General features: G+C 41.3%; 17 protein-coding genes and 2 pseudogenes. 11 read left to right on the top strand and 8 right to left on the bottom strand.

Features of this window, described 5'->3' with window-relative positions; genetic code table 11:
* The first annotated feature begins 84 nt into the window (after positions 1-84).
* The 3 genes and pseudogenes from BGE37_RS07065 (at position 85) to trkG (ending at position 3,862) form a co-directional block, all read left to right on the top strand.
* Positions 85-1,452, top strand: a complete 1,368-nt coding sequence (locus BGE37_RS07065) for a hypothetical protein (RefSeq protein ID WP_105287901.1) — start codon at positions 85-87, stop codon at positions 1,450-1,452.
* A gap of 312 nt (positions 1,453-1,764) precedes the next feature.
* Positions 1,765-2,154 (top strand): annotated as a pseudogene (locus BGE37_RS07070) (IS5/IS1182 family transposase); the annotation flags it as partial.
* Between the two features lie 250 nt (positions 2,155-2,404).
* Positions 2,405-3,862: a Trk system potassium transporter TrkG gene (gene trkG / locus BGE37_RS07075; RefSeq protein WP_001360580.1), complete on the top strand. Its 1,458-nt coding sequence runs from the start codon at positions 2,405-2,407 to the stop codon at positions 3,860-3,862.
* Positions 3,863-4,596: 734 nt separating this feature from the next.
* On the opposite strand, the gene iraM is transcribed toward trkG, so the two are convergent.
* The 5 genes from iraM to bluF form a co-directional block, all read right to left on the bottom strand.
* Positions 4,597-4,920 carry an anti-adapter protein IraM gene (gene iraM, locus BGE37_RS07080; protein ID WP_000649797.1) on the bottom strand — a complete coding sequence of 108 codons (324 nt, stop codon included), beginning with the start codon at positions 4,918-4,920 and terminating at the stop codon, positions 4,597-4,599.
* Between the two features lie 248 nt (positions 4,921-5,168).
* Complete coding sequence (locus tag BGE37_RS07085; protein WP_105287902.1) at positions 5,169-5,429, bottom strand: biofilm development regulator YmgB/AriR family protein; 261 nt, start codon at positions 5,427-5,429, stop codon at positions 5,169-5,171.
* A gap of 394 nt (positions 5,430-5,823) precedes the next feature.
* Complete coding sequence (locus BGE37_RS07090; RefSeq protein ID WP_032183956.1) at positions 5,824-6,228, bottom strand: DUF1398 domain-containing protein; 405 nt, start codon at positions 6,226-6,228, stop codon at positions 5,824-5,826.
* Positions 6,229-6,449: 221 nt separating this feature from the next.
* Complete coding sequence (gene bluR, locus BGE37_RS07095) at positions 6,450-7,181, bottom strand: DNA-binding transcriptional repressor BluR (protein ID WP_000332295.1); 732 nt, start codon at positions 7,179-7,181, stop codon at positions 6,450-6,452.
* Between the two features lie 204 nt (positions 7,182-7,385).
* Complete coding sequence (gene bluF, locus BGE37_RS07100; RefSeq protein WP_105277835.1) at positions 7,386-8,597, bottom strand: blue light-responsive regulator BluF; 1,212 nt, start codon at positions 8,595-8,597, stop codon at positions 7,386-7,388.
* Between the two features lie 313 nt (positions 8,598-8,910).
* Between bluF and ycgZ the strand changes: the two genes are divergently transcribed.
* The 6 genes from ycgZ (at position 8,911) to ymgF (ending at position 12,333) form a co-directional block, all read left to right on the top strand.
* Positions 8,911-9,147 (top strand): regulatory protein YcgZ, encoded by a 237-nt coding sequence (gene ycgZ / locus BGE37_RS07105; protein WP_001186982.1) that lies wholly within the window; start codon positions 8,911-8,913, stop codon positions 9,145-9,147.
* A 42-nt stretch (positions 9,148-9,189) separates the two neighbouring features.
* Positions 9,190-9,462, top strand: a complete 273-nt coding sequence (locus BGE37_RS07110) for a hypothetical protein (protein WP_032302888.1) — start codon at positions 9,190-9,192, stop codon at positions 9,460-9,462.
* A 28-nt stretch (positions 9,463-9,490) separates the two neighbouring features.
* Complete coding sequence (gene ariR, locus BGE37_RS07115) at positions 9,491-9,757, top strand: biofilm/acid-resistance regulator AriR (RefSeq protein WP_000888778.1); 267 nt, start codon at positions 9,491-9,493, stop codon at positions 9,755-9,757.
* Positions 9,758-9,877: 120 nt separating this feature from the next.
* Positions 9,878-10,126: a hypothetical protein gene (locus BGE37_RS07120; RefSeq protein ID WP_088541688.1), complete on the top strand. Its 249-nt coding sequence runs from the start codon at positions 9,878-9,880 to the stop codon at positions 10,124-10,126.
* 333 nt (positions 10,127-10,459) lie between these two features.
* Entirely contained in the window at positions 10,460-11,983 is a 1,524-nt protein-coding gene (locus tag BGE37_RS07125; RefSeq protein WP_088541689.1) for an EAL domain-containing protein, read from the top strand.
* Positions 11,984-12,114: 131 nt separating this feature from the next.
* Entirely contained in the window at positions 12,115-12,333 is a 219-nt protein-coding gene (gene ymgF, locus BGE37_RS07130; RefSeq protein WP_001065863.1) for a cell division-associated protein YmgF, read from the top strand.
* 175 nt (positions 12,334-12,508) lie between these two features.
* Here ymgF and BGE37_RS07135 read toward each other — a convergent pair whose 3' ends face one another.
* Genes BGE37_RS07135 through BGE37_RS07145 form a run of 3 tightly spaced genes read right to left on the bottom strand, consistent with a single transcriptional unit; the run spans position 12,509 to position 13,346 of the window.
* Positions 12,509-12,844 (bottom strand): YmgD family protein, encoded by a 336-nt coding sequence (locus BGE37_RS07135; protein WP_000979977.1) that lies wholly within the window; start codon positions 12,842-12,844, stop codon positions 12,509-12,511.
* A gap of 3 nt (positions 12,845-12,847) precedes the next feature.
* Positions 12,848-13,192 carry a YMGG-like glycine zipper-containing protein gene (locus BGE37_RS07140; RefSeq protein WP_000726978.1) on the bottom strand — a complete coding sequence of 115 codons (345 nt, stop codon included), beginning with the start codon at positions 13,190-13,192 and terminating at the stop codon, positions 12,848-12,850.
* Position 13,193: 1 nt separating this feature from the next.
* A complete protein-coding gene (locus BGE37_RS07145) occupies positions 13,194-13,346 on the bottom strand; it encodes a hypothetical protein (protein WP_032183962.1) in 153 nt (50 codons plus the stop codon).
* A 265-nt stretch (positions 13,347-13,611) separates the two neighbouring features.
* Here BGE37_RS07145 and BGE37_RS25090 point away from each other — a divergent pair.
* Positions 13,612-13,732 (top strand): annotated as a pseudogene (locus tag BGE37_RS25090) (ATPase).
* A gap of 64 nt (positions 13,733-13,796) precedes the next feature.
* A partial coding sequence (locus BGE37_RS07155) for an AIDA repeat-containing protein (protein ID WP_198598465.1) occupies positions 13,797-15,067 on the top strand: 1,271 nt, incomplete at its 3' end.

Consider the following 15,067-nt stretch of genomic DNA (forward strand, 5'->3'; position numbering starts at 1 on the left):
GGTCTGCAGCTCTCCAGGGGGAGCCGTGGGCAAACACGGCACGATCCGGAATATCAACCCCCCTGAGAAAAAGGATTGTATTATATGGTAACACCATGCCGCATTAACGCGGCTGTGACACTGTCCCAGCTCCTGCAGAGCCAGGAAAGTTGCAGGACTCATCTGCGGGAGATGATAAATTTAATTCACAGAAATACGGACTGTAGCACGATGAGTTCTGACCAGATTAACGAACTGGCGGCTGTCATGGCGACCGCACTGCAGCCAAATCAGATGGCTAAACTGCCGGATAATCCAGACATGCCTAGGGCGCGTGGTCTGCAAATTCCTGAGTCGTTCAGTTTTAGTTTTTCCGACCACACCATTACCTTCACCAACACGCATATGGATTTTAATGGGGACAATTGCGTGAATATTATGGTCAGCAAGGATGGGAGGAGTGCCTGTGGCTATGCTGATTGTTATCTGTTTAACGCCTTTGTCACAACACTGGTCTCACGCATTCGCCAGCCCGGAATAGATGATTTCAGCCCTTCTATCACAGAAGAAAAACAACGGGAAGGAGTGAATTACATGCTAACGCCATGCTACTCCAACCTCGCCATGGGCGCGACATTGCCCCGGCCCCTGCTGCTGCTCCAGAGCAGCGAGAAAATTCTGAATCAGATGAAAAATTTAATCATCGAGAATACGGACGAGGCTAACGAACTGGTAGTTGCCATGACGAATGCACTGTTTACGTACCGGGCGGAGGTGGGGGCTGACCCGCAACTCACTAAGCTTTTCACTGAGCCGTTCAAGTTTAGTTTCTGTTTTTCCGGCCACACCATCACCTTCACGAAAACTATTAGTAATAGCAAATTAGTGAATATTGATGTCAGTGATGGCAGTGTGAAGGTCTGTGGAAGTGTGGATAGTGCCCGATTTCACGCCATTGCCGCGACACTGTTGTCACATAACCAGCCAGAATCACTTGATTTCAGGTCCTCCCTCTCCGCACTGTCGGAAGAAAACCTGAGTGCGAAACATGAGACAGTCCCGCAACGTCGTGTCAGGGTAAGGTCGAAAGTTGCCATAAAGCTCCCCATTCCCTACGAGGTTATCCGGAAATGGTCGATGATGACCTCGGATGAGCGGCGCAACGTCGATTTCAATAAGTGGTGTGAGAGCCACAACATCCGGCCGTGCACAGCACGTCATTACCTGAATTTGAGCAAGGACGGATTAACCTGGGTGGGCCGAGCGAAGCTGAACAAACCAGAGAAATGGAACAGAGTTACCAAAAATCTCGTCCGGGAATGGTCGAAGATGCCCCAGGTTCAGCGGGAAAAGATCAAGGGTGTTAAGGGGTTTTGTACTGACCACAGCATTAATATATTCACTGCCAGAAAATACATGACAGAGAATGGGCTTACCGAAAGGGGCAAGAGCAGGATAAAGAAAGGTTCGTAAGGATCCGGTAAATTCGCGTTACATAATCATCAGCCCCTTAAATCGAAATCATAGTGGAGGGGCTTTTTTGAATAAATCGTACTTTTACTGAGTTTAAGGATCAGACCACACATCATCTGCCAACACGGCTCGTCCCGTTACAAAGCAAAAGTTAGAATCACCAACTGGCACATCAATAACAGAGCTCTTATCAACCGAGGCCCCTCCCTGTCTGGTTGGACGAGTAGGTGATTTCGGATTGGTATAAGTCAGCAATGCCTTCTTCCCAAGGGCGACCTCAGCATTCAGCGTAACGGATGTAGAGGTGTAGCCGGATTAATCCGGCAAACCCATCAAAAAATCAGGACAGCAGCAGACGGAGTTTACGCCTCTCGGCTCTGTTACGAGCAGCTGCGCCGTGTGAAAATCAGCGCGCTCATCCCACCCCAAAAAGGAGCGGGTTACTGGCCCGGTGAGTATGCCGACCGTAACTGTGCAGTCGCGTATCAGCGATTGACCGAGGGTAATTCCCGGTGAAAATGGACAAAAGATTACAATCGTTGCTCAATAGCGGAAACGGCAATGTACAGGGTAAAACAGTTATTCTGAGGTTCTCTGATGCTGCTAGATTATGATAGGCCGGTTGCAGAGGCTTTGGTCATGGTGCATACGCTGAACATAATGACGAAGGTAGGTATACCAGAAAGTGTTCATACTGCCTGAAGATACAACCTGCTCAGGGGACACTTACCGAAAAATTATTTATTCGACAAAGCCCCATAGGGAGCGACTTGTAATGATGCAGGCCCAGCGGGAAGGCTCAACAATACATAACCGAACAGTGTTATAATAAGATTCATTTTGCTGATTGTTTCATAAGGACCAGTGAAGTAAGATCTAAGAAGAGTTAAAATTTATACAGTATAATCATGACATTGCAGTAAGGTGGTTATAATTGAAAGAACATTTGGATATGAATACATCTCATGTAAGAGTTGTAACTCATATGTGTGGGTTCTTGGTCTGGCTCTATAGTCTTTCAATGTTACCACCAATGGTTGTAGCATTGTTTTATAAAGAAAAAAGCTTGTTCGTTTTTTTTATTACTTTTGTTATATTTTTTTGTATTGGTGGCGGAGCGTGGTATACCACTAAAAAATCTGGCATTCAATTACGCACCCGTGATGGGTTTATTATAATTGTAATGTTTTGGATTTTATTTTCTATTATTAGCGCATTTCCATTATGGATTGATTCAGAGCTTAATTTAACGTTTGCTGACGCGCTGTTTGAAGGGGTTTCCGGAATAACAACAACAGGAGCAACAGTAATTGATGATGTCAGTTCATTATCTCGGGCATATTTGTTCTACCGGTCACAATTAAATTTTATAGGCGGTTTAGGGGTTATTGTTCTGGCAGTTGCTGTGTTGCCATTATTGGGTATTGGTGGTGCAAAACTTTATCAGTCAGAAATGCCAGGACCATTTAAGGATGACAAACTGACTCCACGCCTGGCTGATACGTCGCGGACACTTTGGATAACTTATTCTTTATTAGGCATTGCTTGTATTGTTTGTTATCGACTTGCAGGAATGCCGTTGTTTGATGCTATTTGTCATGGACTTTCTACAGTTTCTCTTGGCGGTTTTTCAACTCATAGTGAGAGTATCGGTTATTTCAATAATTATTTGATTGAACTGGTGGCGGGCTCTTTTTCTCTGTTATCGGCTTTCAACTTCACTCTTTGGTATGTTGTTATAAGCAGGAAAACAATAAAACCCTTACTCAGAGATGTTGAACTTCGTTTCTTTTTGTTAATAGCTTCAGGTGTTATCATTGTTACCTCTTTCCAGGTCTGGCATATAGGTATGTATGACTTAACTGGAAGTGTTGTTCATTCGTTTTTTCTTGCTAGCTCCATGCTCACTGATAATGGTTTAGCTACGCAGGATTATTCAAACTGGCCCACACATACGATAGTTTTTTTGCTGCTGTCAAGTTTTTTTGGGGGATGTATAGGCTCAACGTGCGGCGGAATTAAATCACTTAGATTTCTTATACTTTTTAAACAAAGTAAACACGAAATAAATCAGCTTTCTCATCCCAGAGCATTGCTTAGTGTAAATGTAGGAGGGAAGATTGTTACAGACCGCGTAATGAGGTCTGTATGGAGTTTCTTTTTTCTTTATACTTTCTTTACAGTGTTTTTTATACTGGTGCTAAACGGTATGGGATATGATTTCCTTACATCATTTGCGACAGTCGCTGCATGCATTAATAATATGGGGCTGGGTTTTGGGGCTACCGCATCCTCATTCGGTGTTCTTAATGATATTGCAAAATATCTCATGTGTATTGCTATGATTCTTGGTCGACTTGAAATTTACCCTGTTATTATACTATTTTCAGGATTTTTTTGGCGTTCTTGATATATAGTTAATTTATGATTGTGAATTTTATAGTATGTTGACCCCCTCATATGGACTGGACCCATAGGATTATTACCATCTCCGATGTGAAGTTGATAAAAAAATGCCTCTTTCTTACGCGAAATATCATCATTTCATCTGACGTGAATGCTGATAGTATCCAGGCTTGAGAAGCAAGCAGGCTACTCACTTAGCCTCGACGCCTCCTATTTACCATAAGAGACATCGAAATAACATTACAGTACAGTTTTTGCCCATCGCCTTCTGCGAAGTTTAGGAATGCAAGATGTTGCAGTGAGTCTTGTTCCACAGCGGGAACAGACAGCACCATGAGGTTGATTTAACTCAGGTTTATAGGTTGTAAAATTAAAACTTTGGCTTGAGCAAATCGGGCAGCAAAATTTAAGATTGGGGATAGCCCCTCCTGCCGGATACGTTGAAACCTAAGGTTAGTTCAGAAGGTAGAAAAAAGATAGGTAACTACGTTAAATTAATAGCATTAAACACTAAAAAAATAAACTCTGACGTCACATACATATCATTGTTTGACCACTCGGTAGAGGAACCAGAAACAAGTATTATGGGTTAAGTGCAGCTTCAGGTGTTGAATCTGGATTCAACGAATACATTCAGCACCATGCCTTCAAATAAAACAAAATCATAGAGCCCCTCTACGAAGGGGCAGTTTTTGGTAGATTTATCTATAGCATATAGGGAAGGTTAAATAACCCCCATTACTTGAGACCATGTGGACATATTTGCATAATGCAATGCTTATGCAGGCATTTATTCGTAATTTTGTTTGATTCTGTAGGACACTCTTGACTATTTTTGATTAAATTCCATAAATTTTTGTTGAATAGCGCCACGTTAAAAATACTGATCGGATATTCTTTATCCTCGAGTATAATACCTGACTTAATAACTGTAAATATGCTGCCAGGTGGGAGAAAGATATTTGAACGATACCAAATGATCATTTTTATATCGCTCCATATGACTGAAAAATATATACCACACGAAGGTTGTATTACAGTATCAATTACTATACACTTCATTTCTTCGCCTTATTCTTCTGTTCCAATGATGTTGATAAAGAATATCAATATAATTTGTACTATAGTCAGCTCAGATGAGGTTGAATGCAAAGGTGGTTTGTTCTTTATTTATATTTAAAGTTGTTTTTCTATCGCGGACGTTAGAGAAATATGCCAATGCATAATCTCTTTCCCCGCACTCATAATTAAATATGAATATAATCGCTAGTATCCGGGCACTCTTCGTGTATTAAAACTCCTGAGATGACTTAAATATCGTCTAATGTAAAAAGAAGCACCACTTCCAAAGCATTCCTGATAATATCTTTTTCAACAATGTCATCAGCAGATGATAAAAATGAGAGCAATTTCAGTATAATTCTCTTGTTATCCACGCGTTCGTTGCAAAGATATAAATCTCTAACTGCCTTATCAATTGCAAGTTTTTCTTCTGAAAGCCGACTATCATATTTATTCAAATATGCGTATAGGTTCATTTCAAAGTTCATTCCTTGACTTTGCATAGACATAATTGACTCCCAAGGATTTAATTAAGAATTTTATCCAAATGAAATTTAAAACAAGGGATCTCAACAGAGGCTAAACAAAATCAAATTTAGTAACATGATTAAATAATTCATTCCGTTTTAGTTCTGTTTAGTCAGGACGATATATATTTAATTTAAAGAAGGTTTTTAAACAAAGCATAGCTTTTATGCTGGTTTGTGCCACTTTGCCAACCACCATGGTTGGCTTTTTTATATAAAGATCATAAGGATGACTATCTTACTGACATGATGAAAAGGTTTCAATTATTGGGTTTTATAGTATCGGTTTGACTGTTATGAGCAGCGTTAACTCGTTCCTGATAATATTTTGTTATTTTACTGAATTATGATAGATCTCTGATGTGTTAAAATTTTGCTAGATTAATGGCTTGTTATTTTCCACATCTTCAACATACAACAGCGTATTATCAATAGCGTAGTAGCCGCGTTTGTTGTTATTAACATCGGTTACCCAGCGGAAAACGCCAGCACTTGCCAGTGTTGTACAATACTCCCAAAATGTAGAGTTCCCAGAAATATGAAGCAATGCCGCCTCTTTAATTTTTCCTGGGTTTTTGGTTGTACTGACTTTTAACAGGCTACGGTTTCCTCTTAATAACAAAACTGTTTCATCGTGAGTAATAATTCTGATGTTATCCGTAGCCAGATAATAAATGTAATGCACAATACGGTGATGTTTTAACTCTGAATAAAACCAGGAAAAGTTTTGCTCTTTTCTCACTTTTTCAAACATCTTTTGAAAAACAACGACCTGATCCATCAGGATAATAACCTTTTGTTAGTTGTGAGAGTGCGTAGTGTGCACGATCGGTTTTCTCACTTCAAGCTGGTCTGTCCTTTGGCTGTGATATGTACAAAGTGTGAAAGGGGGGGTTACCTGAATTCTCCCGGTGAGCATTTTGCAACGGATCAGCTCCGGTACAAACGCTGTTGTGGGTTCAGATTATAAGATTCTGTCTAAGGGGCGGGATAAAGGTGAAATTAGGGGGCATGAAAGATGACGTTATAACCTTGCTCACCCCAGTGTTGTAAAAGTTCGTTTTGCCTTCTCGTTGGTGCCATGCCTGTCCAGACAATCAATGTTTGCGTCGGGAACAGTTCCGGGCGCGGCGATTCAATGGGATCAGCAAGGACAGAAATATGCCATCCTGACAATGATAAACGCCATGCTTCCAGCCACAATCGTGCTCTCTCTTCAACATTCCACGCCATTAGAATGGCTTCTTTACCGGGCTTACGGCGCATTTCGAAAAGTGAGGCTGCTGCGTATTCAATTAATGCGCCGTCAAATATACTGCTCATAATGCGGGAGGTGTTGTGATCAAGCACGAGACGCTGACGAACAGGAAGGTAAACATGATTAATCAATTGATCTACCGGGTACTCTCGACCCAGTGAAATAATTCTCGCGCGTAGTTTGGCAGGATTAGCCATACGAAGAATTGACATCATCTCTTCTTGCAGGCGGCTCCAGTCATCTTCCGTATCCTGGCTGGTGGTTTCCAGTAATGCTTTAACTTTGCCTACAGGGACGCCATTACTTATCCAACGCTTGATCTCTTCGATGCGTTGTATGTCTTCTTCATCAAAGAGTCGGTGTCCGCCTTCACTGCGCTGTGGTTTTAACAAACCGTAGCGGCGTTGCCAGGCCCGGAGAGTGACAGGATTAATCCCGCAACGTTCAGCAACATCACCAATGCTGTAATAAGCCACAATTCCTCCTTGCGCTCATAAATCTCCGTCGCCTGTACACGACCCAATAATACTTTGTACAATATACGCTAAAATTGTACAAAGTATAAATAAGATTTCAGCTAAATTGGATAAAACATTATTTTTAATGTGGATTAAATTAAAACATAACGTATTCATTTTCACGATGATTTCCAGAAATCATGTGAAATAATGTGCTGAAAATTATTTTTTCTCCGGCCACGCAACTGAAGGGATACCATTCAATTTAGCTTTGGCAAACAGATCTCCCTGAAACATCTCAATTCCTGCAGATTCAAGCCACATCCACTCTTCTGGTGTTGCCACACCCATCGCAGAGACTTGAATTTCAAGTGATGTACAGCATTTTATGATCGCCTGAATAATTGCCTGCCGAGGCCCGCTTTTATGAACATTGGTAATCAATTCCTGACTGATTTTAATTCTGTCAGGCTGGAAGCGTGACAGGAGTAACAAACCAGCAAAACCTGTGCCAAAATGGTCAATTGCTACACTCATACCGGTAGCCTTAAGTGATTTAACAGCATCGGCAAATTCATCAAACCGAGATATGACCTCACTTTCAGTAAATTCCACGATAATTTGTTCAGGCACCAAACCATTGGCCTTTATTTCATCAAGTAAAAAAGAGACCGCGTCAGGCTCGTTAACCAGGGTCATAGGTAATAGATTGATTGAAATCATTTTATCACCGAGCTCAAGTGCGTGTGCCATCGCGAATGCAAGTGCCTTACTTTTGAGATCCGCTTTGTAGATTTCCCCGTCTTTACGCTGCCCAACCGCTATAGCTGATGGGCTATCTTCATTTTTTTGCACAATGGCTTCAAAAGCGATTATTCGCCGCGATAAGGGATCGACAATAGGATGAAAGGCAAAGTGGTCGTTTATAGTTGGTGAAAGGGTACAGGAATCAAGTTCTTTATCAGAACCGTCAGCGATAAAAAGCCAGGAGTCTTCGGCAGGGATCTCGAAATAGGTTGCTTGTTCGGTTGCAAGGACAAAAGTACGAAAAAATTGTAGCGCTCTGTCATCATAAGTTAGCTGAAATTTTGATGTACCCTTGTCGAATACGGCCTGTAAAACGTCATCTCGCTCGTGCAGGCGTAAATCAAATAATTCCATTCCTGCTTTGCCAAAACGGCGAGCAGGCGCGTAATCGCACAACAGTTCAACAATATTATAATGCCGTGGATCCTGGCATATGGCCCGATATATCAGTTGAACCTGTTCTTCCGGACCTTCCAGAAGCTGGAAAAAATGAGAACCATTAAACAGTAAGATCCCTGTTACGTCAGACTGCATGTTCCTGCGATTTGCTATCGAAACCATTTCTTCGATTTTTTTGACAGGTTCGTCGTCACGTATATGGCTACGATAAATAAGGGTGGTAAGCATTAACAATCCAGGGTAATGGGCGAGGCGAGAGTAAGACGGTAACAGACATATCTGCTTGTGTCTTTCTTTTAATACCAAAACATAACTGTTTCTTTACATTTATAAAAGGTGGAAAAAGTTGAAGATGAGTTCGTTTGGAATCTTGTATAGGTTGTCAGTCAAATGATGCAAATAATTTTTACGTATCTCATTGTTTTATAGGTGTTAGCACTAATTGCAAAAAAATAATTTATCATTCTGTACACATATTTCGTACAAGTTTGCTATTGTTACTGCACTTAACAACGTTTAACATTTTTAATAGAGGCGTAGCATGCAGCAAAATTCAGTGATTTCAGATTCTGCGGGGGCAATTACTCGTTACTTTGCAAAAGCTAACTTGCCTACTCAGCAGGAAACCCTCGGGGAAATTGTGACTGAAATTTTGAAAGATGGACGTAATCTGAGTCGAAAGTCGCTTTGTACCAAACTTCTTTGTCGACTGGAGCAAGCGACAGGGGAAGAGGAACAGAAACACTACAATTCACTAATTGGGTTGCTTTTTGAATAATGTGACAGCCTGATTATTTGACAGATTAACTATGAAGTCGTTATGAAGACATCTGATAATGAAAGTATAAAACATGAAATTACTGGCCAGGCGGTGCTCCAGATATTACGCATGAAGATAAATTTTTCGTTGCAGACTCTTATTAAGCAATTACTCGTAATGAAATCGGCTGAGGAAAATGCTTTCCGACGAGATTTAATTGACAGCATAATTCGTGATTTTAGCAACAGTGATACAGGAGGGCCAAACAGAAGAACAGCGATAGCTGACAATAAAAGTATGTTCAATGGTAAGAAAATAAACAGAATACATTAAAATTTCATAAGTAAGATGAGAGGTTACCATGCTTGAAGATACTACAATTCATAATGCAATAACTGATAAAGCGTTATCAAGCTACTTTCGCAGTTCGGGTAATTTGTTAGAAGAAGAGTCAGCTGTGTTAGGGCAGGCTGTGACCAATTTAATGCTTTCAGGCGATAATGTTAATAATAAAAATATTATCTTAAGTCTGATACACTCTCTGGAAACAACAAGTGATATTCTCAAAGCTGATGTGATTAGAAAAACACTGGAAATCGTGTTGCGATACACAGCTGATGATATGTGACTTTTTATTGTTTAGTATAACTAGCATAAGTTTATAGAAAACTCATTCATCTTATTTTTGTCTGTCGCTTAGACTATACACAGCATAATTCTATTGGATTGATATTTTTACGAGGCTGACATGAATAATTCAATTCCCGAGAGATTTATTTTTCAATGTGCTTTATTTAAAAATCTCGAGAGGGAGGTGTTCATGGCGCATGGGTATGTTAATAGTCATATTCTTGATCAGGCTTTACGCTTGCGTTTAAAAGATGAAACGAGTGTGATTCTTTCTGATCTCTACCTGCAAATTTTGCAGTACATTGAATTGCATAAGACAACACTAACGGATGTCATTATTAATGACAGGGAATCCGTGCTCTCTTAGAACTGAGTAAGGTTTTAAAATTACCATCAGCTGTATCATATGCTGGTGCAAAGTAATAATTTAAGTCGTTATGTTTCTTAATATATCCGGAATATCAGGGGTTAAACAAGAATGGAGAACTATTGTTCTCCATTCTTGACGTCTGACATCCTGCCAGATTTGCTTAATTTTACCCACATTAAGCACAATAATTAATAGGTTAGATGACGATGGAGAAAATTTTATCTTCGGCGTGGATATTTCTTATGCTCTCTACCATGCTCTCTTTAGACGCCAGCACGAGCGAATGAACGTCATTTTCATGTATTAAAATCCTTAGTCCGGGACAAGCGAATGCGCAATACACTCATACCCATCCTCGTTGCGATATGCTTGTTTATAACCGGTGTCGCTATTTTGAATATCCAGCTCTGGTATTCCGCAAAAGCAGCATATATGGCGGGAGCGAGATATGCTGTCAACAATATCAATCACATACTTGAAGAAGCGTCACAGGCGACTCAAGCGGCGGTTAACATTGCCGGGAAGGAATGCGACCTCGAGGAGCAATATCAGCTTGGCACCGAAGCAGCTCTGAAACCTCACTTGCGCACAATCATCATTCTCAAACGCGGAATGGTCTGGTGTACATCCTTGCCGGGGAATCGAGTCCTGCTGTCTCGTATTCCTGCTTTCCCTGACAGTAATTTATTGTTGGCTCCGGCAATCGACACCGTCAATAGATTGCCTATCCTGCTCTATCAGAGCCAATTTGCAGACACGCGTATTTTGGTCACGATAAGTGATCAGCATATTCGTGGAGCGCTTAATGTGCCCTTGAAAGGGGTAAGGTATGCATTACGCGTAGCGGATGACATTATTGGACCTACCGGTGACGTGATGACGCTTAATGGACACTATCCTTATACTGAGAAGGTTCACTCCACAAGATATCATTTCACTATTATCTTTAACCCACCACCATTCTTTAGCTTCTACAGACTTATCGATAATGGCGTAGGGGTTTTGATATTCATTCTGTTAATTGCCTGCGCCGCAGCCTACCTGCTTGATAAGTATTTTAATAAAAGCGCAACGCCTGAAGAGGTCCTGCGACGGGCAATAAGTAATGGTGAGATTGTCCCTTTTTACCAACCTGTGGTAAATGGTCGGGAAGGTACATTGCGGGGAGTTGAGGTATTAGCCCGCTGGAAACAACCTCACGGCAAATATATCTCACCCGCGGCATTTATTCCACTTGCTGAAAAATCTGGATTAATTGTTCCGCTTACACAAAGTCTGATGAATCAGGTTGTCACACAGATGAACGCTATCGCGAGTAAATTGCCGGAAGGTTTTCATATCGGAATTAATTTTAGTGCCTCGCATATTATTTCGCCGACGTTTGTCGACGAGTGCTTAATTTTCCGTGACAGTTTTACCCGCCGCGATTTAAACCTCGTTCTGGAAGTGACCGAGCGTGAATCATTAAATGTTGATGAAAGTCTGGTTCAGCGGTTGAACATTCTGCATGAAAATGGTTTTGTCATCGCACTGGATGATTTTGGTACTGGCTATTCAGGGCTTTCTTATCTGCATGATCTGCATATTGATTATATTAAAATTGATCACAGTTTTGTTGGTCGTGTCAATGCAGACCCGGAATCAACCAGGATTCTGGATTGTGTACTGGATCTGGCTCGTAAACTTTCGATCAGTATCGTCGCTGAAGGTGTCGAAACAAAAGAACAACTTGATTATCTGAATCAAAACAACATCACATTTCAGCAGGGTTATTATTTCTATAAACCGGTAACCTACATCGACCTGGTTAAAATTATCCTTTCTAAACCGAAGGTGAAGGTTATGATTGAGTAAAAATTGATCATTAAGACCATGGTGCGGTGTAATTATAGACAGCTAATTAGCTCGTTGCGTCTTGTTACTATTGTTCATTATTTTGTTTGCTATAATTGTTTGAAAGTTTTGACAGGATTGCCATTAGTAGCATGAACAATAGTAATAATCTGGATTATTTCACTCTCTATATCATCTTTTCCATTGCATTTATGCTGATCACCTTGCTGGTCATCCTTATCGCAAAACCCAGTACTGGGCTTGGAGAAGTGCTTGTGACGATAAATTTGCTGAATGCCCTTGTTTGGCTGGCGATCAATCTGGTTAATCGAGTAAGGGAAAAACTCGTTAGCCACAGGGATCAGCACTAATCTTTCTTTATGCTATAGCCGCTATATAGTAATAAGTATTGTTGTATTTGTGGTTTAATGCCGATTAAATTGCTTTGCTTGTTGTTGTGAGGGCGTATTGGCGGGTGTGATGTTTCATTGTAGAACTATATACAACCACCGCGTCGAATCAATCGACGCGGTAACAGACGAAATATTATTTTTTGCCGATAGCACGCATGGTGTCATCAATTGCCGTGATCAACAGCATTTGCGGGTCTTTAGCGCAAACCTGGTTCAGTTTTTCTACCACTTTGGCGCTCAGTTCCGGAGATTGCTCAATTTTTAAATCACGGCTGGCAACGCTGGCATTACCCATTACCGCAACAATTTCTGCAACTTGTGCGCTGTCAGTTTTTGCCATTTCGTTGGCTTCTGCGCAAGTAATATAGGTTTCTGACGGCAAACCGTTCTTAATATTGTAGTCCTGCGCCCAGGTCATTGGTGCGAAAACAAACAGACCCGCCAGTAAAGCAAATTTTTTCATCATCATTCCTTATTTCATTTTACCCAGAATTGCACCACCCGTACCGCCAATTACGGCACCTTTAATCGCCCCTTCAAGGCCATTGCCGGTCAGAACGCCAGTGACAGCACCAACGGCGGCACCCACTTTTGCACCTTTGCGCGCATTTTTGCCGTCGCGGCCTTTTTCTGTTACTGCACCAACGCCAGCGCCAACAGCTGCACCTTTCAGTACGCCATTAACGCCATTGCCAGTAAGTAAACCAACGCCTGCACCAAGTAGTGCACCTTTTGTGGTGCGATTCATATCCGCCATGGCTGGCGCGGAGCAGAGCAATGCTGAGATAAGCCCGAAGGCGAGTATTTTTTTCTTCAACTTAGATGTCCGGTATTAAGTAAGTTGCACACACAATAATTTCGTCTTCAATTAAGACCTGCTTAACTAAAGAACGCTCGCTATTATTCAGATAATTCAAAATGAGCGTGGCTGTGATGATAGGAATTATGTCTTTTACTTGAATGAGAATAATCTTAAATAAAAAATAACTCTTTGATTGACAATATTTTTATTCAAGAAGTGTCATTGGCTGTTAACGTGATGTTGTAAAGGTAAGATAATCTGATGCATCAATATTATTGTGTAATATTCATGTGAGTAGAAGATATTCATCAGAAACAATTATGTGAGTCATTTTACTTTGCCGACGGCCTTATTTTCGCAGAATAAGCGTACGACAGTCTTATCTGAAAAGATTAATTTTTATTCAACCACACTTCAGCGCGATGCGTCTAAAAATGCCTCTTTCTTATGCGGAATATCATCATTTCATCATGATGTCTTTGATGAGCGGTGAACACAATACACTTGCGCTGTCTCTTCAGGATGAATCCCCTTGGTCTGGTGCCTGTGGGCTGATGTTGCAGCAGAGCTAAGGTTGCTTACCCGCTACTCAGTATTCACTTTTCAGAGGATGAAATTTATGAACAGGACCAGTCGCTATTATTTTCGCCGTTCAGTACTTTCCTTATTGATATCTGCCTTGATATATGCCCAGCCTGGAGAGGCTGCTTTCACATCAATCGTTACTGGTATCGTAAATGGTGAAACTGTGGATGGCGAGCAAATAGTAGATGAACGGGGGACAACTAATGATACTCATATCATTAATCACGGCCACCAGACTGTATTTGGTGGGGTGTCTAATGGAAGTATTATTGAAATGGGTGGACAACAAGATGTAGCAAACCATAACAATTATCAGGGGCAAGCTAATAATACAATCCTTCATGGGGGTACACAGGTAATTTATAATGGTGGGAATTCTAGCGGTACGATAATCGCGAGTGGCAATCAGCAAGTTTATAACGGTGGTACCAGCAATGGCACGTTAATCGAGGGTGGCAATCAGTACATTTATAAGGATGGTAACAGCAATGGCACGATAATTAAGAATGGTAATTCATACGTCGAAGGAGGGAGAGCAAACGGGACTGTCATTGATGGTGGTAAACAAACAGTAACAGCTCAGGGGCATGTTGACGGTACGACGATAAATACATCTGGTTCTCAAAACATCACACAAGGAAGTCTGGCAACGAACACAACAATAGATGGGGGCCGACAGTATGTAGATTCGAGTATTGTAGAAAACACTATCATTAAAAATGGAGGTGACCAAAGAACAATTAAGAGCCATGCGCTGGACACCACAATAGATGGTGGTCGACAGGATGTTGATTCAAGCACTGCACAAATAACCACCATTAAAAATGGAGGAATGCAGACGCTGCAAAACACGTCAACGGCGCACACTACCACGATCTATTCTGGTGGGACGCAAATTGTTGATAGCAGGAGCACCTCGAATGTTATTGAAATATATTCCGGTGGCGTGCTTGATGTTAGAGAGGGCACGGCAACGAATGTTACCCAGCACGATGGCGCGGCTTTAAAAGCAATGACTGACAGGTCGACGGTGAGCGGTACGAATAGTGAAGGGGCATTCTCTATTCACAATAACGTGGCAGACAATGTGTTGCTGGAAAACGGTGGTCATTTAGACGTATATGGTTCGGCAAACAAGACAATTATTAAAGATAAAGGAACAATGTCAGTTTTAGCGAATGCTAAAGCTGATGCGACCCGAATAGATATCGGCGGAACCATGGACGTAGCCGGAAACGCGACAAATACCATAATTAATGGTGGCACACAGAATATAAATAATCATGGTATTGCCACGGGAACCAA

This window comes from Escherichia sp. MOD1-EC6300 (genome assembly GCF_002965045.1).
GTDB lineage: Bacteria > Pseudomonadota > Gammaproteobacteria > Enterobacterales > Enterobacteriaceae > Escherichia > Escherichia coli_F.

Coding starts and splice junctions, on each gene's coding strand:
- BGE37_RS07065 (WP_105287901.1), top strand. CDS start 85: ATGGTAACACCATGCCGCATTAACGCGGCTGTGACACTGTCCCAGCTC.
- trkG (WP_001360580.1), top strand. CDS start 2,405: ATGAATACATCTCATGTAAGAGTTGTAACTCATATGTGTGGGTTCTTG.
- iraM (WP_000649797.1), bottom strand. CDS start 4,920: ATGAAGTGTATAGTAATTGATACTGTAATACAACCTTCGTGTGGTATA.
- BGE37_RS07085 (WP_105287902.1), bottom strand. CDS start 5,429: ATGTCTATGCAAAGTCAAGGAATGAACTTTGAAATGAACCTATACGCA.
- BGE37_RS07090 (WP_032183956.1), bottom strand. CDS start 6,228: ATGGATCAGGTCGTTGTTTTTCAAAAGATGTTTGAAAAAGTGAGAAAA.
- bluF (WP_105277835.1), bottom strand. CDS start 8,597: ATGCTTACCACCCTTATTTATCGTAGCCATATACGTGACGACGAACCT.
- ycgZ (WP_001186982.1), top strand. CDS start 8,911: ATGCAGCAAAATTCAGTGATTTCAGATTCTGCGGGGGCAATTACTCGT.
- BGE37_RS07110 (WP_032302888.1), top strand. CDS start 9,190: ATGAAGACATCTGATAATGAAAGTATAAAACATGAAATTACTGGCCAG.
- ariR (WP_000888778.1), top strand. CDS start 9,491: ATGCTTGAAGATACTACAATTCATAATGCAATAACTGATAAAGCGTTA.
- BGE37_RS07120 (WP_088541688.1), top strand. CDS start 9,878: ATGAATAATTCAATTCCCGAGAGATTTATTTTTCAATGTGCTTTATTT.
- BGE37_RS07125 (WP_088541689.1), top strand. CDS start 10,460: ATGCGCAATACACTCATACCCATCCTCGTTGCGATATGCTTGTTTATA.
- ymgF (WP_001065863.1), top strand. CDS start 12,115: ATGAACAATAGTAATAATCTGGATTATTTCACTCTCTATATCATCTTT.
- BGE37_RS07135 (WP_000979977.1), bottom strand. CDS start 12,844: ATGATGATGAAAAAATTTGCTTTACTGGCGGGTCTGTTTGTTTTCGCA.